Source organism: Streptomyces sp. NPDC107575 (genome assembly GCF_055657265.1).
The window spans coordinates 87,336-105,695 of record NZ_JBVKBG010000006.1 but is presented as its reverse complement, the minus strand read 5'-3'; the positions used below and the strand labels follow the sequence as shown (position 1 = coordinate 105,695).

At 72.5% G+C, this 18,360-nt stretch carries 14 protein-coding genes; 9 read left to right on the top strand and 5 right to left on the bottom strand.

Annotated features, from left to right (window positions below):
* Nucleotides 1-35: 35 nt before the first annotated feature.
* Together ACZ7L4_RS29990 and ACZ7L4_RS29985 are read right to left on the bottom strand one after the other, a co-directional pair.
* A complete protein-coding gene (locus ACZ7L4_RS29990) occupies nucleotides 36-1,646 on the bottom strand; it encodes an MFS transporter (RefSeq protein WP_472107520.1) in 1,611 nt (536 codons plus the stop codon).
* Between the two features lie 171 nt (nucleotides 1,647-1,817).
* Nucleotides 1,818-2,282: a MarR family winged helix-turn-helix transcriptional regulator gene (locus ACZ7L4_RS29985; protein ID WP_472107518.1), complete on the bottom strand. Its 465-nt coding sequence runs from the start codon at nucleotides 2,280-2,282 to the stop codon at nucleotides 1,818-1,820.
* Between the two features lie 465 nt (nucleotides 2,283-2,747).
* On the opposite strand from ACZ7L4_RS29985, the gene ACZ7L4_RS29980 reads away from it, so the two are divergent.
* From ACZ7L4_RS29980 to ACZ7L4_RS29955, 6 genes are read left to right on the top strand one after another with little or no spacing between them, the layout of a single operon-like run.
* On the top strand, nucleotides 2,748-4,559 hold the full coding sequence (locus tag ACZ7L4_RS29980; RefSeq protein ID WP_472107516.1) for an acyl-CoA dehydrogenase family protein: 1,812 nt from the start codon (nucleotides 2,748-2,750) through the stop codon (nucleotides 4,557-4,559).
* A 1-nt stretch (nucleotide 4,560) separates the two neighbouring features.
* A complete protein-coding gene (locus tag ACZ7L4_RS29975) occupies nucleotides 4,561-4,854 on the top strand; it encodes an acyl carrier protein (protein ID WP_422408081.1) in 294 nt (97 codons plus the stop codon).
* Nucleotides 4,851-8,786, top strand: coding sequence for a non-ribosomal peptide synthetase (locus ACZ7L4_RS29970; RefSeq protein WP_472107514.1), 3,936 nt, complete (start codon nucleotides 4,851-4,853; stop codon nucleotides 8,784-8,786). Before ACZ7L4_RS29975 ends, ACZ7L4_RS29970 begins: the two co-directional genes overlap by 4 nt.
* Nucleotides 8,770-9,234, top strand: a complete 465-nt coding sequence (locus ACZ7L4_RS29965; RefSeq protein WP_472107513.1) for an SRPBCC family protein — start codon at nucleotides 8,770-8,772, stop codon at nucleotides 9,232-9,234. The genes ACZ7L4_RS29970 and ACZ7L4_RS29965 overlap by 17 nt, the downstream gene beginning before the upstream one ends.
* Nucleotides 9,231-10,511 (top strand): beta-ketoacyl-[acyl-carrier-protein] synthase family protein, encoded by a 1,281-nt coding sequence (locus tag ACZ7L4_RS29960; RefSeq protein ID WP_472107511.1) that lies wholly within the window; start codon nucleotides 9,231-9,233, stop codon nucleotides 10,509-10,511. The genes ACZ7L4_RS29965 and ACZ7L4_RS29960 overlap by 4 nt, the downstream gene beginning before the upstream one ends.
* A gap of 1 nt (nucleotide 10,512) precedes the next feature.
* On the top strand, nucleotides 10,513-11,784 hold the full coding sequence (locus ACZ7L4_RS29955) for a beta-ketoacyl-[acyl-carrier-protein] synthase family protein (RefSeq protein WP_472107510.1): 1,272 nt from the start codon (nucleotides 10,513-10,515) through the stop codon (nucleotides 11,782-11,784).
* 25 nt (nucleotides 11,785-11,809) lie between these two features.
* Here the strand turns inward: ACZ7L4_RS29955 and ACZ7L4_RS29950 are convergent, their stop codons facing one another.
* Nucleotides 11,810-13,498, bottom strand: a complete 1,689-nt coding sequence (locus tag ACZ7L4_RS29950) for a bifunctional 3'-5' exonuclease/DNA polymerase (RefSeq protein WP_472107508.1) — start codon at nucleotides 13,496-13,498, stop codon at nucleotides 11,810-11,812.
* 197 nt (nucleotides 13,499-13,695) lie between these two features.
* Nucleotides 13,696-14,538 carry a nitrilase-related carbon-nitrogen hydrolase gene (locus ACZ7L4_RS29945; RefSeq protein ID WP_472107506.1) on the bottom strand — a complete coding sequence of 281 codons (843 nt, stop codon included), beginning with the start codon at nucleotides 14,536-14,538 and terminating at the stop codon, nucleotides 13,696-13,698.
* A 134-nt stretch (nucleotides 14,539-14,672) separates the two neighbouring features.
* Here ACZ7L4_RS29945 and bla point away from each other — a divergent pair, with 134 nt between their 5' ends.
* A complete protein-coding gene (gene bla, locus ACZ7L4_RS29940; RefSeq protein ID WP_472107504.1) occupies nucleotides 14,673-15,587 on the top strand; it encodes a class A beta-lactamase in 915 nt (304 codons plus the stop codon).
* A gap of 18 nt (nucleotides 15,588-15,605) precedes the next feature.
* Complete coding sequence (locus ACZ7L4_RS29935; protein ID WP_472107502.1) at nucleotides 15,606-16,721, top strand: DUF2786 domain-containing protein; 1,116 nt, start codon at nucleotides 15,606-15,608, stop codon at nucleotides 16,719-16,721.
* A gap of 7 nt (nucleotides 16,722-16,728) precedes the next feature.
* Here ACZ7L4_RS29935 and ACZ7L4_RS29930 read toward each other — a convergent pair whose 3' ends face one another.
* Nucleotides 16,729-17,832 (bottom strand): Gfo/Idh/MocA family protein, encoded by a 1,104-nt coding sequence (locus ACZ7L4_RS29930; RefSeq protein WP_472107501.1) that lies wholly within the window; start codon nucleotides 17,830-17,832, stop codon nucleotides 16,729-16,731.
* 134 nt (nucleotides 17,833-17,966) lie between these two features.
* Between ACZ7L4_RS29930 and ACZ7L4_RS29925 the strand changes: the two genes are divergently transcribed.
* Nucleotides 17,967-18,320 (top strand): ArsR/SmtB family transcription factor, encoded by a 354-nt coding sequence (locus tag ACZ7L4_RS29925; RefSeq protein WP_472107499.1) that lies wholly within the window; start codon nucleotides 17,967-17,969, stop codon nucleotides 18,318-18,320.
* Nucleotides 18,321-18,360 lie beyond the last annotated feature (40 nt).

Sequence of the window (18,360 nt, the reverse complement as noted above, 5' to 3'; positions counted from 1 at the left end):
GGGTTCTGTCGTTCCCGGGTGGCGGTTCGCCGGTGTCAGGCCGACCTCGCCGGTATCGCCTCTTCGTCCTCCTGCGGGGGCTCGTCCATGTCCGGTGGGATCGTGGAGAGGGCGCTGGCGTGGAGGTCCTTGGTGCGGAGCATCAGGAAGCCGATGGCCGCCGCGACGAAGCCGAGGATCGCGCTCAGGGTCATGGCGCCGTGGAAGGCGGTCATGAAGGCGTCCTGGGCGGCGGGCAGGACCTGGTCGCGCAGGGGGCCCGCCGCGGCGGCCACCGCGTCGATCGAGCCGGCGCTGATGCCGTGCGCCGCCTCCTCCGCCGCGGCCGGGGTCATTTGCTGTCCAGCCGCCGAAGCGGTGAACTCCGTGGCCACCCGGTGTTCGAAGAAGGCGCCCACGCCCGCGATGCCGACCGCGATGCCGACCTGCTGGAACGTCTCGTTGATGCCGGACGCGACACCGGACTTGGCCGGTTCCGCGACGCCGATGGCGAGCGCCGCACGCGCCGGGTTGAAGGCGCCCATGCCGAAGCCCGCGATGACCAGGGCGGGGATCAGGACCGTCCACGACGAGTCCGCTTCCGTGAGGTTCAGGAAGAGGATGCCGGTCGCCATGACCGCGGTCGAGCCGCCGAGGAGGATCCTGAAGGGGACCTTGCCGATGAGGCCGCCGCCGATCGCGCCCGCCACGAACATCGCGAGCGTGAGGGGAAGGAAGCGCAGGCCCGTGCCCCAGGCGTCCACGTGCAGGACGTTCTCCAGGTAGCTGGTCTCGAAGAACACCGACGGCAGGGCCGCCGCGTTGCCGATCATCGCGACGAGTGAGATGCCCACGAACGTCGGGCTGCGGAAGAACGCCGGGTCGATCAACGCGCGTTCGCCCAGGCGGCGTTGGATGAGGGCGAAGGCGAGCAGGAAGAGTGCGCTGGTGGCGTAGAGGCCGAGCGTGGTGGCGCTGGTCCAGCCCTCGCGGGGCGCGCGGATCGTGGCGAAGACCAGGGCGGCGAGCGCGACGCTGAACGTGGCGAGGCCGGCCCAGTCCGTGGGGTGCGCGCGCTTGTTGAGGGATTCGCGGACGCGCAACGCGCCGAAGAGGATGGCGAGGATGCCGATCGGTACGTTGATGTAGAAGATCCAGCGCCAGGACAGCGCGTTGATGAGGGAGCCGCCGATCAGCGGCCCGGTGGCGACCGCGAGGCCGACCGCCGCGCCGAACACCGTGAAGGCGGTGGCCCGTTCCTTGCCGTGGAACTCGTGGCTCAGCATCGAGGGGCCGACCGCGAACATGACGGCCGCGCCCACGCCCTGGACCGCGCGGTAGAGGCTCAGCGCCGTGGCGTCCCCGGCCAGTCCGCAGGCCAGCGAGGCGGCGGTGAAGAGGGCGAAGCCCCAGAGGAACAGCTTCTTGCGGCCGATCCGGTCGGCGAACGAGCCCGCCGCGACCAGGAAGATCGCCAGTGTCAACGCGTAGGCGTCGAAGACCCATTGGAGGTCCGCGAAGCTGCTGCCCAGGGACTTGTGGATCTGCGGCAGGGCGATGGACACCACGCTCAGGTCGAGCATCAGCATGAAGGTGCCCAACGCGACGACGCCCAGTGTCCACCACCTCGTGGGCGATAACGGCGACAGCGCGCGTGCTGTGGACATGGTGAGACTCCCCCTAGTGGTTCGACCTGGCGGATCAACCGGATCTGCCGATAGTTGGAAAACTAGATGATTGGAAATCCGGGCGTCAAGGTGTCCCACGGCTAGGTGGTCGAGGCATGAAAAAGTCCGGGCCGGGGATCAACCCCGCCCGGACTGTGGTGTGTTGGCGCCTCAGTCGGTGCAGACCGACGCCGGCCAGCGGCCCTCCAGGACCTTGCCGAGCGCGTCGCGCAGCGCCTCGCGCTCGCCCTCCGCGAGCGCGCCGAAGAACGTCGACTCGACCTCCGTCGCCACCCGGTCCGCCTCCGCGAGCGCCGCGCGCCCCGCGTCGGTGAGGATCAGGCTGTAGCGGCGCCGGTCGGCCGGGTTGCGGCGGCGCTCGACGTGCTGGTTGCGCTCCATCTCGTCGATCACCGAGACGACCGTGGTCGGGTCGAGGTTGAGGACCTTGCTCAGGTCCTGCTGGGAGAGTTCGGGGCCGCCGGCGAGGGCCGCGAGCACGAAGAAGTACCGGCTGCGCATGCCCACTTCGCCCAGCGCGCGCTCCACGTCCTCCACGATCAGCAGGCCCGCCTTGTGGAGCAGATAGCCGGGGCGCTCGGCGATGGGGAAGTCCTTGCGGGGTGATCGCGCCATGGCGGGGCTCCCTCGTTCGTCGGCAATCTCCATCGTCGAAGGTACCAACGTTCCCTGGCGTGTCACCCCTCCCTGCCTGGGGCGGAGCGGTCCGGCGAGGGGCGCACGGAACTCTTTCCTCCGTAACTCAAAACCATCTCTTTACCTTCCGGGAAAGGGAACTGGTCATTCTTGAGGCGTAATTCGAGGTCAGGGTCCGGGCAAGGGCTTACGTGCGGGAATATCATTCCGGGTCGACGCGCGGTGATGTGGTCACCGTCACTGATTGTGTACGTTCGGTGGCTGCTACGGTCGAGTACGCAAACGGGGGACGGGCTCAGCGAGGCCCGTCAAAAAAGGAGCTCGCCGGGTTCTGGTCGATGCTCCACATTCGCCATGCGGGGGCACTTCGAAATCACTCAGTCTGCTGTTACGCGCCTTTCTGTGTGCGCCTCTGCTGTCTTGAGTCTTGATTTGGAGCGATAGATGACAGATGTGATCTGTCTTGCGGAATCTCTTGAAAGGTGGCTCGGGGATCCCGAGCGCGAATCCAATTCCACTTCGTTCGTCCGCGCTCTCGAACTCGACGAGCGCGAGGAACTGCCGGCCGCCGGAATCGATCAGCTGCGTGCCTTTGGGTTCCACCGGTACTTCGTCCCGGAGAGTCTCGGCGGCGAACTGCGTTCCACGGAAGAGCTGTTGACGCTCACCCGAGTGATCGCGCGCCGCGACATGAATGTCGCCGTGAGCGAGAGCACGCAGGTGTGGATGACGCTCGTCTGGATCGGCGGCGACGCCGAGCAGCGGGCGAAGTACGCGGCCACGATGGTGCGCGGCGGGGTCGTCCCCTGCCTCGCGTACTCGGAGCCGGGGCACGGGGCGGACCTCGCGGCCAACGAGTTCGCGGCCACCCCGGAGCGGATCCAGGAGGCCGCCGACGACCAGTACGTCCTGACCGGTGAGAAGTGGCCCATCAACCGCGGCCGGACCTCCACCCACGTCGTCCTCCTCGGCACCACGGGCGACGAGCGGACCCCGGCCAAGCGCAGGCAGTCCATGTTCCTCGTGGACCGCGCGGCCGTCTCGACCGGCGAGGTCACCGGCGTGCCCCGCGTCCCCACGTACGGGCTGCGCGGATGCGACATCAGCGGGGTCGCCTTCGACCGGGTCCGGGTGGGCGCGGCGGAGCGGATCGGTGCCGAGGGGGACGGGCTCGAACTGGCGCTGCGCGGCCTGCTGATCACGCGGACGCTGTGCACGGGCCTCTCGCTCGGCACGGGCGACACCATGCTGCGCTCGGTCGGCGACTTCCTGTCCCGGCGCTTTCTGTACGAGGGCGTGGCGGGCGATATCCCGTACGTCACGGAATCCCTCGCGAACGCGTATCTGAGCCTGCTCGTCGCGGAATGCGAGAGCCTCGTGGCGATGCGCGGACTGCACCTCTTCACCGAGGAGTTCAGCGTCTGGGGAAACGTGAGCAAGGTGCAGGTGGCCCGGCTCGTCGACGGAAACGGCAGGAATCTCTCCCGGACCCTCGGCGCCCGCTACTACCTGCGCGCTCCCGAGCACGTGGGGATCTTCCAGAAGATGCTGCGGGACAGCGCGGTGGTGTCCGTCTTCGACGGCAGCGAGCCCGTCTGCCTCGACAGCATCGCGCTCCAGCTGCCCGCCATGGCCAAGGCCCACGCGCGCGAACGGCCTGGTGAGGACTGGAGTGCGCTGTTCGACCTGCGGGCAGGCCTGCCGCCCTTCGAGCCGGACCGGGTGAGCGTGTTCGGCCGCGGCAGGGACGCGACGTTCGCCGCGCTGCCCGAACTCGTCCGCCGGCTCGACGGGCTGAGCCCGGAGCCGGGCGGCCCCGACGCGCGGCGGATCACGGCCCTGCGGGCCGGCGCCGAGCGGCTGCGGGAGCAGCTCGACGCGCTGTTCGCGCAGGTCGGGGAGGTGCGCACGGCCGGTGCCCGGCAGGGGTCCGGGAAGGGAAAGGGCACTCCGCCCCGGCTGATCCGCCTCGCCGAGGAATTGTGCGCCCTGCACGCAAAGGTCTCGGCGCTCGGTGTGTGGATGTTCAACCGGGACCACCTCGGTGAATTCTTCGCCGACGGAGCGTGGCTGCAAGCAGCCCTGGACCGGAATCAAGTCCATCAGTACGGGACGGGCGATCTCGATCCGGCGATCGCGGGAAAGCTCTTCGCCCGCATGAACTCCCAGCGCGTGAACAACGAACTCTTCTCCATCCGGAAAGTGCGCCTCGCGGAACGCGGCGCGCCCGAGGCGACATCGGAAAGGCACGGCTGAAATGAGTACGAAGAACATGACGATCGACGACGTGAAGAACATCCTCATCGGCGCCGTGGCCGCCGAAGCGGGCCTCGCTCCGCAGGAGTTGGCGACGGACCGCACCTTCACCTCGTACGGGCTCGACTCCATGGCGGCGCTCACCGTCGGCATGGAGATCGAGGACGCCTGCGGGCTCGTCGACCCGCCGGTCGACCTGATGTGGACGCACCCGACGGTGGACACCCTCGCCGAGGCGCTCTGGCGGCTGATGAACGGGGAGCCCGTCCCCGTGGTTCAGGAGGGCCGGTCATGACCACCACGACCGCCAACGCGCAGCAGGCCGGGCTGTGGTTCATCCACGAGGCCGACCCGCAATGCGCCGCGTACCACGTGCTGTTCGGCGCCGAGGTCACCGCGGATCCGGCGCTCGGGCCCAAGGTGGAGGCGATCCTCGACGATCTGACGCGTGAGCACGAGGCGTTACGGATCTGCTTCCGGGGCGCCGACGACGTGCACGTCGCGGACTCCGTGCCCCTCGACGTACGGCACACCGACGCGCGGGGCCTGGACCCCGAGGCGCTGCGGGACCGCGTGCGCGCCGACAGCCGGGAGCCGTTCGACCTCGCGCGGCCGCCGCTGTGGCGCGTGCACCTGTACCGGACCGCCGAGCGGACCTGGGTGTTCGCCGTCGTGCTGCACCACATCGCGGTGGACTTCTGGTCGCTCGCGCTGCTGCTGTCCGAGGTGCGTGCTCGCCTTGAGGGCGTGGCGGGGCAGTTCGTGCTCGACGGCGGGGCCTTCGCCGCGTACGCCGAGCAGCAGGACGCCTTCCTCGCGACCGGGAGGGCGAAGGATCTCCTTGCCCGCGAGGCGGAGCGGCTGGCCGATGTGCCGCCCGGGCTCGATCTGTACGGGGACCTGCCGCGCCCGCCCGTACCGTCCTACGACGGCGGCTCCGCGCCGTTCGCGCTCTCGGCCGAAACGACGCAGGGCGTACGGGAGTTGGCCCGCGAGCTGTCGGCGACGCCCTACATGGTGCTGCTGTCCGCCTACTTCGTGCTCCTGAGCCGGCTGAGCGGGCAGTCGGACATCGTCGTCGGCACCCCCAGCTCGGGGCGTACGCGGCGCCAATTCCGGGACGCCGTCGGCAACTTCGTCAACACCGTCGTCGTACGCGGCGAGGTCGACGAGACGGAGAGTTTCCGGGAACTGGTCACCGAGGTGCGCTCGCGGACCACGGAGGCGATGCGGGCGCAGGAGCTGCCCTTCCCCTGGCTCGTAAGGGAGTTGGCGCCGCCGCGCGACCAGAGCAGGACGCCGCTGTTCCAGGCGGGGTTCGCCTGGGACCGACTGCCGTTCCTGACCGACATGGACCAGTTCTTCCTGCTGCGGCCCGACCGGGACGCCGCACTGAGCGTCGCGGGCGCGACGTTGCGGCCGTATCCGCTGCCGCAGCAGGAGGGGCAGACGGACCTGTGGGTCGAGATGGGAGGGGAGCGGTGCGGCGCGTACGCGGGGGTGCTGCGCTACAACACCGACATCTTCCGCGCGGGCACCGCACGCGAACTCGCCGCCACCTTCGTCACGGCCGTCGAGACCCTGGTGGGCCGCGCGGACGCGCCGATGGCGGGCCTGAGCAGGGGAGACGCCCGGCAGCGCGCGCTGCTCGGGGAGCGCGGGACGGGGCCTGGGCGGGAGCTGCCGGACGCCACGCTGCCGGACCTCGTACGCGAGCAGGCCGGGCGCACGCCCGACGCCGTCGCGGTCGTCGGTGACCGCGAGGAGTGGACGTACGCGCGGCTCCTCGGCGAGTCCGGGCGGATCGCCGCGAGGCTGCGTGCCGCCGGGGTCGCCGCGGGTGATCGCGTCGCGGTGCTCGTGGAGCGCGGCGCGCCCCTGGTGGCGGCGCTGCTCGGGGTGCTGGAGGCGGGGGCGGCGTACGTGCCGCTGGATCCGCACCATCCCGTCGACCGGCTGACGTACATGGCGCGGGACGCCGGGGTGCGGTTGCTGGTGACCCAGGAGGGGCTGCGGGGGAGTTGGCTGCCGGGCCTGGAGGTGCTGAACCTGGACGACGGCGCCGTGGTGCCGCCCGCCGCGGCCACCGCACCGGACCCCGCCGATCTCGCGTACATCCTCTACACGTCGGGCTCCACCGGCCGCCCGAAGGGCGTCGCGATCCCGCACCGGGCGCTGGTGAACCTGCTCCTGTCCATGCGGGAGAACACCGGTTTCGGCCCGTCGGACAGCCTGCTCGCGGTGACCACGGTCTCGTTCGACATCGCGGGCCTCGAGCTGTTCATGCCGCTGGTCGCGGGCGGGCGCGTGCTCGTGTGCGACAGCGTGACGGCCGCCGACGGCGCCGCGCTCGCCACCCGCATCGAGGAGTCCGGGGCCACCTGGATGCAGGCGACCCCCACCTCCTGGCGGATGCTCCGCGACGCCGGATGGCAGGGGAACGAGCGGCTGCACGTGCTGTGCGGCGGCGAGGAACTCCCGCTGGATCTGGCGGAGTTCCTGTACGGAAGGGTGGCCGCCCTGCACAACGTGTACGGGCCGACCGAGACCACCATCTGGTCCACCGAGGGCCGCGTCGAGCCGGAGGACGGCATCGACATCGGCCGCCCGCTCGCCAACACCCGGCTTTACGTGCTCGATCCGCAGGGCCGCGCCGTGGAGCCGGGCTTCCCCGGTGAGCTGTGGGTCGGCGGCGACGGCCTCGCCACCGGCTACTGGAACCGCCCCGAGCTGACGGCGGAACGCTTCGTCACCGGGCTGCCGGCCGCACCGGACGAGCGCCTCTACCGCACCGGCGACCGGGCCCGCTGGACCAGCGACGGGCGGCTCCTGCACCACGGGCGCCTCGACAACCAGATCAAGCTGCGCGGCTACCGGATCGAGCTCGCCGAGGTCGAGGCCGCGCTGCAGTCGGCCGCCGGGGTGGCGACGGCGGTCGTCGTCGTCCAGGGCGACCGGCTCGTCGGGTATGTGGTGGCGGAGGCCGGGGCCGAACTGCCCCCGCCCGCCGAACTCAGGTCGCACGTCGCCGGGTTCCTGCCGCAGTACATGGTGCCCGGGATCGTCGTCGTACTCGACGAGCTGCCGCTCACCCCCAACAACAAGGTCGACCGGAACCGGCTCCCCGCGCCGACCGTGACCTCCGGCGCCGTCTTCGAGAAGCCGCGCGACGCCACGGAGATCACCCTCGCCCGGATGTGGACGGAGATCCTCGGCATCCCCGAGGTTGGCGTGCACGACGACTTCTTCGAGGTGGGCGGGCACTCGCTGCTCGCCGTCCGGCTCAGCGCGGCCGTCCGCGCCGAGTGGGACGTGGAGGTCCCGGTCGCCGAGCTGCTGCGGCACGGCACGATCGCCGAACTCGCCGCGCTCGTACGCCGCGGGGGCCGGGAAGGCCCGCGCACCCCGGTCGTCACCCTGCGCGAGGGCGAGCCGGGCCGGCGCCCGCTCTTCCTGTTCCACCCCTTCGGCGGCACGGTCTTCTGCTACGTCGAGCTGACCCGCCAACTGCCCTCAGGGCGACCGGTGTTCGCGGTCGAGGCGCCCGGCATCGAGAGCGAGGGCGAGGCCGAGGTCAGCGTCGAGGGCATGGCCGGGCGCTACCTCACGTACGTCAAGGAGCTTCAGCCCACGGGCCCCTACGCCCTCGGCGGCTGGTGCTTCGGCGGCGTCGTCGCCTACGAGGCGGCGCGCCAACTGCGGGCCGCGGGCGAGGAGGTCGAGCTGCTCGTCGGCATCGACAGCCGCGCCCCCGTCGAGGCGAACATCCCGGACACCGCGGACGACGCGACGCTCCTGTCGTGGTTCGCGCGGGACCTCGCGGTGCCGTACGGCAAGAGCCTCGACATCCCCGCCGAGGAGCTGCGGGAGCTGGGCGGGGACGCGGCGTTCGACCACATCCTGCGCGAGGCCGCCGCGATCGGCGTGCTGGCCGAGGACGCGGACCGGGCGCAGATCCTGCGCTACTTCGAGGCGTACCTCGCCAACGGCATCGCCCTGCAGACGTATCTGCCCGAACCGGAGGAGCTGTCGCTGCTGTTGCTGCGAGCGGCGGAGGAGCCGGTCGACTACGGGCCCGCGCTCGGCTGGGAGGCGCTGGTCAAGGGGGACCTGCGGGTCGTCGACGTGTCCGGCGACCACAACTCGGTGATGTACGCGCCGCATGCCGCTGCCGCGGCGCGGGCGATCGCCCCGTACCTGGGAGGCAAGCATGACGATCAGGGCTGAGCACACCTTCGACCTGCCGGTCCCGCCCGAGGAGGCCTTCGCCCGGCTCTCCGACCCGGCGCGCGACCCCGAGTGGCAGGCCGCGTGCGTGGCGACGCGGCTGCTCGACGGGCCCGCGCGGGCCGGCGGCCGGTACGAGATCACGTTCCAGCTGATCGGGAAGCGGATGACGTTCACCGTCGAGATCAGCGAGTACGAGCCGGGGCTGCGCTCCAGGTTCCACGTGCTCGACGGGCCTTTCCACTACGTCGGCACGTACGCGTACACCGAGCACCCGGACGGGACGACCGGCGTGCACTGGACCTTCGATGTGGACCCCGGTGACTACTTCGGGGTCATGCCGCAGTCGCTCGTGAAGAAGCTGCTGGTCAGTCAGGTGAAGAAGGACTCGGGGAAGCTCGCGGCGGACCTTCGTGGCGCCGCGGTCTCCCGAAGGGGGAGGTCATGAAGGACAGCAGGGGGCGCCCGCGCGTCGTCGTCACCGGGCTCGGTGAGACGACCGCGCTGGGCGGTGACGTCGCCACGACCTGGGACGCCATGCTCGACGGGGAGAACGGGATAGCGCGGCTCGACGACGAGCCGTGGGCGAAGGACCTGCCGCCCCTGGTGGGCGGAAAGGTGCGCGTCGAGCCGGGACCCGCGCTCGAACACCAACAGCGCCGCCGCCTGAGCCGGTCCGCCCAGCTCGCGGTGACGGCCGCGGCGGAGGCGTGGCGGGACGCGGGTCTCGCCGACGCGTCCGTGCATCCGGGGCGGGTCGCGGTGGTCGTCTCTGCCGCGCTCGGCGACATGAGCACGATGATCAGCGGCTGGGAGGCGCTGAAGACCCGGGGCTGGAACCGGGTGCCGCCGCTGACCGTGGCGATGTCCATGGGCAACGGCCCGGCCGCCGCCGTCAGCCTCGTCGTGAACGCGCAGGCGGGCGTCAACGCGACGGTGAACGCCTGCTCATCGGGTACGCAGGCGCTTGCCACGGCGGCAGCCCTCATCCGCCGCGGGGAGGTGGACGTCGTGGTGGCGGGCGGCGCGGAGGCGCCGCTGCATCCGCTCGTCCTCGGCTCGTTCTCGGCGATGCGGGCGCTGTCGCGGCGCGTCGACGAACCGGCGGGCGCGTCCCGGCCGTTCGACGCGGAGCGCGACGGAATGGTCCTCGGCGAGGGCGCGGGGGTCCTCGTCCTGGAGTCGGAGCGGCACGCGTACGAGCGCGGCGCCCGGATCTACGCCGAGCTCGCGGGCGTGGGCATCTCCTCCGACGCCTTCCACATGGTGCAGCCCGAGCCGAACGGCGCGGGCACGGCGTCCGCCGTGCGCTCCTCGCTCGCCGACGCCGAGGTGCGGCCGGAGGAGGTCGCGCACTTCAACGCCAACGGCACTTCGACGCTGCCCGGGGACGCGGCCGAGGCGCGAGCCGTGCAGGAGGTGTTCGGGGGCGCGGGCCGGGGCCCGGTGGTCACGGCGAACAAGTCGATGCTCGGGCACGGTCTCGGCGCCGCGGGGGCCGTCGAGGCGATCACCACCGTGCTCGCCCTGCACCACGGCGTGGTGCCGCCGACCCGCAACTTCGTCCGCCTCGACGAGGGTCTGACGGTCGACGTCGCGCACGGCACGCCGCGCAAGCTGGAGAGCGACCAGGTCGTCGCCGTGAAGAACTCCGCGGGCTTCGGCGGGCACAACGTGGCGCTGACGTTCCGCGGGACGCCCGCGCGGCAAGCCGAAGGGGGCTGACATGGCGCGCGAACGTGTGGCGCCCTCCGTCGTCGTGACCGGCGTCGGCGCCACCACCCCGCTGGGCGGCGACGCCACGTCCACCTGGGAGGGCATGCTGGCCGGGCGCTCGGGCGTGCGACGCCTGACGCATCCGTGGGCCGAGGAGGTCGAGGTGCGGATCGCGGCGGAGGCGGCGGTCGACCCGGCCGGCGCGCTGTGCGGCCCGCCGTCGCCCGCGCTCGACCGCACCGCCAGGTTCGCCATGGTGGCGGCGCGGGAGGCGTGGTCGGACGCCGGGTTCAAGGAGCCGGGGGCAGGGTGCGACGACGTCGACCCGCACCGGCTCGGCGTCGTGATCGCCACCGGCGTCGGCGGAGTGTCCTCGCTGCTCACGCAGTACGAGATGTTCAAGCAGCTCGGCGCCGCGGGCGTCTCGCCGCACGCCCTCGGGATGCTGCTGCCGAGCAGCCCGTCCGCCGCCGTCGGCCTGGACATCGGCGCGCGGGCCGGCACGCACACGCCCGTCAGCGCCTGCGCCTCGGGCGCCGAGGCCGTCGGCCACGCCCTGGAGATGATCAGGACCGGCCGCGCCGACGTCGTCGTGGCGGGCGGCACCGAGGCCGCGATCTGCTCGGTGAACATGGCGGCGTTCGGCAACATGATGGCGATGTCCAAGCGCAACGACGACCCGGCCGGGGCCTCGCGCCCGTACGACCTGGGGCGCGACGGATTCGTCATGGGCGAGGGCGCGGGGGTCGTCGTCCTGGAGTCCGCCGCGCACGCCGGGCGGCGCGGCGCGCGGGTCTACGCCGAGGTGCTCGGGCAGGGGCTGTCCTCCGACGCCCACCACATCACCCGGCCGGAGCCGACGGGCCGCGGCGTCGCCGCCGCGCTGCGCCGGCTGCTCGACGCCACGGGCATCGAGCCCTCGGAGGTCTGTCACGCGAACGCCCACGCCACCTCGACGCCGCTCGGGGACGTCGCCGAACTGCGGGCGCTGCGCCGGGTGTTCGGGGACGACGCCGACCACATCGCGGTGTCGGCGACCAAGTCCATGACGGGGCATCTGATGGGCGCGGCGGGCGGCGTCGAGACCGTCGCCACCGTCCTCGCGCTGCGGGACCGGCTCGCGCCCGCGACCATCAACCTCGACCGCGTCGACCCGGAGGCGGCGGCCGAGGCCGACATCGTCCGGGGCGAGCCCAGGGCGCTGCCGGCGGGGGGTGTCGCCCTGAACAACTCCTTCGGCTTCGGCGGGCACAACGTGGTGCTCGCGTTCCGGGCGGCGTGAGTGCGTCGGGCACGGTCGTGGAGCGCTACTTGGCGTCCGCGTAGCACTCCACGACCGCCACCGTGAACGGGAAGCGCACCGGGGTCTCGCCGAAGGCGATCCGGCCCGCGAGGTCGGCCGCTTCGCGGATCGCCCCGCTCACGCGCTCCGCCTCGTCGGCCGGGCAGTGCACGATCACCTCGTCGTGCTGGAAGAACACCAACTCGGCTGCCATGTCCGCGAGTTCGCGGCGCAGTGCGGCCAGCACGAGCAGTGTCCAGTCGGCGGCGCTGCCCTGCACGACGAAGTTCCGGGTGAAGCGGCCGCGGGCCCGCGAGTTCGACGAGGCGTAGCCGTACGTCAATCCGCCCGCCTCCGCCGCCTGTTCGGGCTCGTCCTGCGGGATGCCGGCCTCCTCGGGCTCGGCGGCGCCCACGGCGGGCGGGCACGTCCGGCCGAGCCACGTGCGCACGAGGCGGCCCTCCTCGCCCGCGCGCGCCGCCTCGTCCACGTACGCGACCGCCTGCGGGAAGCGGCGCCGCAGCAGGGCCAGGTTCTTCAGGCCGTCGCCCGAGGTCTGCCCGTATATGGCGCCGAGCACGGCCAGCTTGGCCTGCCCCCGGTCACCGGCGAACGCCCGGTCGGAGACCGCCTGGTAGAGGTCGGCGGCCTGCCCGGACACCTCCATGAACGCGGGGTCGCGGGAGATCGCGGCGAGCACCCGCGGCTCCATCTGGTCGGCGTCGGCCACGACGAGCCGCCAGCCCGGGTCGGCCACGACCGCGCGCCGGATGACCTTGGGGATCTGCAGCGCGCCCCCGCCGTTCGTCGTCCACCGCCCGGAGACCGTGCCGCCCGGCAGGTACTCGGGTCTGAACCGGCCCTCGCGCACCCAGTCCTGCAGCCAGGACCAGCCGTGCGCCGTATAGATCCGGTACAGCTTCTTGTACTCGATCAGGGGCGGTACGGCGGGGTGGTCGATGTTCTCGATCTCCCAGCGGCGGGTGGAGGTGAGCTTGATGCCGGCGTGCGCGAAGGCCTTGATCACGTCGGCGGGGAGGTCGGGTCTGACCGGTCTGCCGAACGCCGCGGACACTTCATCCGCCAGTTCGGCCAGGCGGCGCGGCTCGCCGCCGCCCCCGTATCGCTCACCGAGCAGTTCCCCCAGCACCGCGCGGTGCACGTCCGCCCGCCACGGCAGGCCCGCCGCGTGCATCTCGGCGGCCACCAGCATGCCCGCCGACTCGGACGCGGTGAGCAGCCGCATCCGGCCCGGCTGCCCGGTGGCCTCGTGCCGGCGCTGCTGCTCCGCGTACACGTCGACGAGGTCGGTCAGCGATACGTCGACGGGTGGGCGCGGCTCGAAGAGCGAGGACTGGGAGCCGGGGGCGGCGACGCGGGGCGGGGGATCGGGCGGCACCGGTGCGCCCTTGAGCCGGGCGAGGGCCGCCGCGGCGGAGCGGGGGTCGCCGTGCCGTCCCTCGTGCGCGACCAGGAGGTTCTCGGCGGCCTCGATGTCGTAGCACCGCTCCACGCGGACGCCCGCGGCGAGCAGCTGGGGGTAGACGGCGTGGGTGTCCCGCCAGACCCAGCGGGTGACCTCCGGTCGGGATCGGACGGCCTCCGCGAGATCCGGCTCCCGTACGATCGCCCCGGCGGGCAGCGCGTCCGGGCCCAGCGGCATGAGCTCCGCTCCGCCGCGGTCGGTGGGGGCCAGGGCCCATCGTCCGGTCACGCTGCCGAGTGTCACACCCGGCACTGACAATCCTTCGGCCCGCGACGGGGTTGCGGCCTCGGGGCTTCGCCCCGGACCCCGCTGCTCAATCGCCGCAGGGGCTTGATTTGGTGGGCCATTCAAGCCCCGCCGGCGATTGAGGCGCGGGGTCCGGGGCAGAGCCCCGCGAGCGCAACGCCGTCGCAGGCTGAAGAGAACTAGCTGTCGCCGCCCTCATCGATGAGGCGGCGGACCTCCCGGTCGACCAACCCCAGCCGCGCTTCCGCCACCAAGGGGACCGCCCTGCGCTGGCGGCGCGCCTCGTGTACGTCGATGTCGACCGTCACCAGCCCCGCCTCCCACTGCGGCGCCTGCGCCACCACCGTGCCGCGCGGGTCGACGACGCGGGAGCCGCCCCAGAAGGACGCCCCGTTCTCGTTGCCGACGCGGTTCACGAAGACGACCCAGCACTGGAGCATCTTGGCCGTGTAGGAGAGGAGCGTGTCCCAGTAGAGGGTCGTGTCCATGGCCTCCGGGTCCAGCGTCGCCGCGCTGTTCGCGGGCACGAACAGGACCTCCGCGCCGTCCTGCACCGCCAGCCACGGCAGCACCGGCTGCCACGCGTCGTTGCAGACCAGCGTCGCGGCCCGGCCGTGCTCGCCCGGCAGGTCGTACGCGCGGGAGTGCTGGCCGGGGCTGACGTGCTTGCGCTCCTCCCAGGCCAGGTAGTTCGGGAGGTACAGCTTGCGGTGGGCGTGCAGCAGGGCGCCGCCCGCGTAGTAGGCGGAGGTGTTGTACGCGCGCAGGCTGGTGTGCTCGTGCAGGCCCACCATGACGTCCGGGCCGTCGGGGGACGTGAGGCCGAGCAGCCGGGGGTCGTTCGTGGCGATCGACGTGTCCGACTTCAGGCCGCCGAGGTGATAGCCGTGCAGGCTCAGTTCGGGAAAGACGACGAGGTCCGCGCCCTGGGCCTTGGCCTGCGCGATCTGCTCGCGGGCCGTGTCCAGGTTGGCGTCCACATCGCCGAGTTCGCAGTCGGTCTGCGCCAGTGCCACTCTCATGCCCCCGAGCCTCGCATGTCGCGGCGGCCCCTGGCATCTCGGTGGGGTCGCAACCGTTCGGGTGGGAGAGATCGTCCTCGTACCCGTACCGGTCGAAAAAGATCATCGCCGTGCAGAAGGGATCACCCCCCACCGTGTCCACCACCCGACGTGCCGTCCTCACCACCGCGACCGCCATCGGAGCCACCGCGCTCACCGGATCCGCCGCCGCGCAAGCGGCGAGCGGCGCCGCGCACGCGAAGCCGGCCGACGGCCGCTTCACCGCCCTCGAACGCCGGCACGACGCCCGCCTCGGTGTGTACGCGCACGACCTCGGCACCGGGCGCACCGTCCGGCACCGGGCCGACGAGCGCTTCCCGATGTGCTCCACGTTCAAGACGCTCGCCGTCGCCGCCGTGCTGCGCGACCTCGACAAGGACGGGGAGTTCCTGGCCCGCCGCGTCCACTACACGCAGGCCGACATCGACCGCGCGGTCGGCGCTCCGGTCACCGGGAAGCCGGAGAACCTCGCGAACGGCATGACCGTCGCCGAGCTGTGCGGCGCCGCGATCTCGTACAGCGACAACACCGCGGCCAACCTCCTCATGGAGCGCCTCGGCGGCCCCACCGCCGTCACCCGCTTCGTCCGCTCGACCGGCGACCGCACGACCCGCCTCGACCGCTGGGAGCCCGAGCTGAACTCGGCCGAGCCCGGCCGCGTCACCGACACCAGCACGCCCCGCGCGATCGGCACGACGTACGCGCGTCTGGTCCTCGGCGACGCCCTCGCGCCCGCCGACCGCGACCGGCTGACCAAGTGGCTGCTCGCCAACACCACCAGCGGCGAACGGTTCCGTGCGGCCCTGCCCGCCGACTGGGTGCTCGGCGACAAGACCGGCACGGGCAGTTACGGCACCGCCAACGACGTCGGCATCGCCTGGACGCCGGACGGGTCGCCGGTGATCCTCTCCGTCCTGTCGACCAAGCCCGACGGGGACAAGGACGCCGAGGGCGACAGCCCGCTGGTGAAGCGGGCCGCCGAACTGATCGTGGAGTCCCTGGCCTCGTAGGGCTGGGATCATGGCCGGATGAGCGGTACGAGCAGTGACAGCACGGTCGAGCGGGCCTTCGCCGCCGCACTCCACGACGGCGGCGACCTCGACACCGGGGCCTCGCTGCTCGCCGCGGACCCCTCCTCCGACGCCGAACTCGCGCTACGGGGGCGGGAGTTCGTGCGGCGGGCGTGGGAGCGCGGCTGGCAGCCGGCCGACGTGCTGCGGATGGTCGGGCGGCAGGAGGGCCTGGACGCGGGCCACGAACGGCTCGCCGCCCGCCTGATCCGCACCGAGACCGAGCGGTACGAGCACCTGCCGCCGCGCTGGTCCGCCCAGCTCGCCGAGCTGCCTGCGGAGGAACCGGCGCGCACGGACCGGTTCTCGGCCGCCACGACCGCCCTGGAGCTGTACCGGCTGCTCGCGCGGCTGCCCGCGATCGAGCCGGTCGGTCCGGTGCCGGGCGAGTCGATCACCGTCCCGGTGGCGGGCGAGCCGCGCGCCCTGGCGAAGATCCGCGCGCTGCTCGCCAAGGCCGAGCGGACCGGGTACCCGCCGGAGGCGGAGGCGCTGTCGGCGAAAGCGCAGGAGCTGATGGCCCGGCACTCGGTCGACGAGGCACTGCTCGCCTCCCGTACGCACGCCAAGGACGCGCCCGCCGCCTGCCGGATCGGCGTCGACGCCCCCTACGAGACGGCGAAGGCGGTCCTCCTCGACGCGGTGGCCTCGGCGAACCGCTGCCGCGCGGTGTGGAACTCGGCGTTCGGGTTCTCGACCGTCGTGGGCTTCGAGCCGGATCTGGAGGTCGTCGAGGTGCTCCACACGTCGTTGCTCGTGCAGGCCACCGCCGCGATGACGCGCGCCGAGGCCGAGCAGCGGGCGGGCGGCCGCAAGCGCACGAAGACCTTCCGGCAGTCGTTCCTCGCCGCGTACGCGCATCGGATCGGGGACCGGCTCGCCGCCGTCGCCGACCAGGTGACGGAGTCGATGGGGGAGGCGCTGCCGGTGCTCGCCGCCCGGGACGTCGCGGTCACCGGGCGGGCCGAGGAGATGTTCCCCGAGACCGTGACGACCCGCATGAGGGGAGTCACCGACGGCGCGGGCTGGGAGGAGGGCACGGCGGCGGCGCAGCGGGCCCGCCTCGACGGGTGAGTCGGCGTCAGGCCGCCGCGCGCTCGATGCGGTCGAGCAGCCGGTGGTGCCGGACGGCGTGCGCGAAGTCGGGGACGACGGACGTGCCCTCGGCCAGGTCGCGGCGGAGCTGGGCGTAGGCGGCGCCCACGTTGTACGCGTCGGTGCCGCGCAGCTCCGCGAGCTCGGGCTCGAAGTAGCGCTCGGGGACGGTGATCCCGGTGAGTGCGGCGTCGGCGCCGCGTGCGCCGCTGAGGGTGTACTCGCCCATCTGCAGGTGGCCGTGGTCACCGGTGACGACCAGGTCGCCCTCGGTGCCGTTGATCTCCCAGTGGAAGTTCGTGCCCCGCGACTGTCCGCCCCGGAAGTGCACGGAGGCCACCGCGCCGGAGGCGAGCACGCCGCCGAGCACCACCTGGTCGGGGACGTCCGGCCGGTGGATGTCCCCGGTACGCGAGTCCTTGACCTCCCGGCGCCGGGTGGCGGTGACGGCGCCGACCCGCGCGGCCTCGTCGAAGTCGCCCAGCACCGAGACCAGCCCGTCGAGCGTGTGGCCGAACGGGATGGTCAGCATGTTCGCCCCGGTCGACCGGTCCAGGAGATACGCGGAGCCCTCCGGCACCTCGGCTCCCCAGCCGCGCCCGGATCCCACCATGCTGGTGGACAGCACCTCGCCCACGTAGCCGTCCGCGATCAGGTCGCGCAGATGCCGCACGAGCGGGGCGGACCGCGCCTGAAGGCCGGTGAAGGTGCGCAGGCCGCGCTCGGCGGCGAGCGCGGCGAGCTGCTCGGCCTCGGCGAGCCCGACGCCCAGCGGCCACTCGGAGAACACCGCCTTCCCCGCGGCGAGGGCGGACTCGATGATCTCCCGGTGGTCCGGCACCTTGACGGTGACCACGACGAGGTCGACCTCGTCGGAGGCGGCCAGCTCGGCGGCGCTGCCGAAGGAGTGCGGAACGCCGTACTTCTCGGCGGCGGCCCGCGCGGATTCGGCGCTGCTCGCGGAGAGCGCGCGCACCTCGAAACCCTTGAGTCGGCGCAGGGCGGGCAGGTGGGCACGGGAGGCCCAACCGCGCTTCGCGGAGAGACCGACGATGCCCACGCGGACGGGAGGCTGCTCGGACAGGGGCATGACGGGACTCCTCCGCGAGGCGACGGGGCACTAGAGTGTTCGATGATCAACGAACGTTCGGAGTGTACGCACGGCATCGAACACTCGGCAAGGGGTGTCCGGAGCCGGCTCACCCGAAGAGCAGGGAGGACGGCATGGCGACGGCGCGGGGAGCGGTGGAGGGTACGGCGAGCGGGCACCGGGCGGCGCCGGTGCACGTCGATCCGGTGGACGTTCCGCTGGAGGCGGCGCTCGTCGCGCTCGCCGACCCGGTGCGCCGCATGCTCGTCCGTGAGCTGGCCGGGGCCGCCGACTGGGAGTGCACCTGCGGCACCTTCCACGTGCCGGTCACCAAGGCGACGCTGAGCCGGCACTTCTCCGTGCTGCGGGAGGCGGGGCTGCTCGAGCAGCGGGACGCCGGGCCCAAGCGGCTCAACCGGCTGCGCCGCGCCGAGTTCGACGCCCGTTTCCCCGGCCTCCTGGACCTGGTGCTCCGCGAAGGGGAGTAAGGCCTGCCGTCAGGAAGGGCGGATGCCCGTATTCTGGCGA

Excerpts from the sequence above, each read along its gene's own strand:
- ACZ7L4_RS29990 (WP_472107520.1), bottom strand. The coding sequence starts at position 1,646 with ATGTCCACAGCACGCGCGCTGTCGCCGTTATCGCCCACGAGGTGGTGG.
- ACZ7L4_RS29985 (WP_472107518.1), bottom strand. The coding sequence starts at position 2,282 with ATGGCGCGATCACCCCGCAAGGACTTCCCCATCGCCGAGCGCCCCGGC.
- ACZ7L4_RS29980 (WP_472107516.1), top strand. The coding sequence starts at position 2,748 with ATGACAGATGTGATCTGTCTTGCGGAATCTCTTGAAAGGTGGCTCGGG.
- ACZ7L4_RS29975 (WP_422408081.1), top strand. The coding sequence starts at position 4,561 with ATGAGTACGAAGAACATGACGATCGACGACGTGAAGAACATCCTCATC.
- ACZ7L4_RS29970 (WP_472107514.1), top strand. The coding sequence starts at position 4,851 with ATGACCACCACGACCGCCAACGCGCAGCAGGCCGGGCTGTGGTTCATC.
- ACZ7L4_RS29965 (WP_472107513.1), top strand. The coding sequence starts at position 8,770 with ATGACGATCAGGGCTGAGCACACCTTCGACCTGCCGGTCCCGCCCGAG.
- ACZ7L4_RS29960 (WP_472107511.1), top strand. The coding sequence starts at position 9,231 with ATGAAGGACAGCAGGGGGCGCCCGCGCGTCGTCGTCACCGGGCTCGGT.
- ACZ7L4_RS29955 (WP_472107510.1), top strand. The coding sequence starts at position 10,513 with ATGGCGCGCGAACGTGTGGCGCCCTCCGTCGTCGTGACCGGCGTCGGC.
- ACZ7L4_RS29945 (WP_472107506.1), bottom strand. The coding sequence starts at position 14,538 with ATGAGAGTGGCACTGGCGCAGACCGACTGCGAACTCGGCGATGTGGAC.
- ACZ7L4_RS29935 (WP_472107502.1), top strand. The coding sequence starts at position 15,606 with ATGAGCGGTACGAGCAGTGACAGCACGGTCGAGCGGGCCTTCGCCGCC.
- ACZ7L4_RS29930 (WP_472107501.1), bottom strand. The coding sequence starts at position 17,832 with ATGCCCCTGTCCGAGCAGCCTCCCGTCCGCGTGGGCATCGTCGGTCTC.
- ACZ7L4_RS29925 (WP_472107499.1), top strand. The coding sequence starts at position 17,967 with ATGGCGACGGCGCGGGGAGCGGTGGAGGGTACGGCGAGCGGGCACCGG.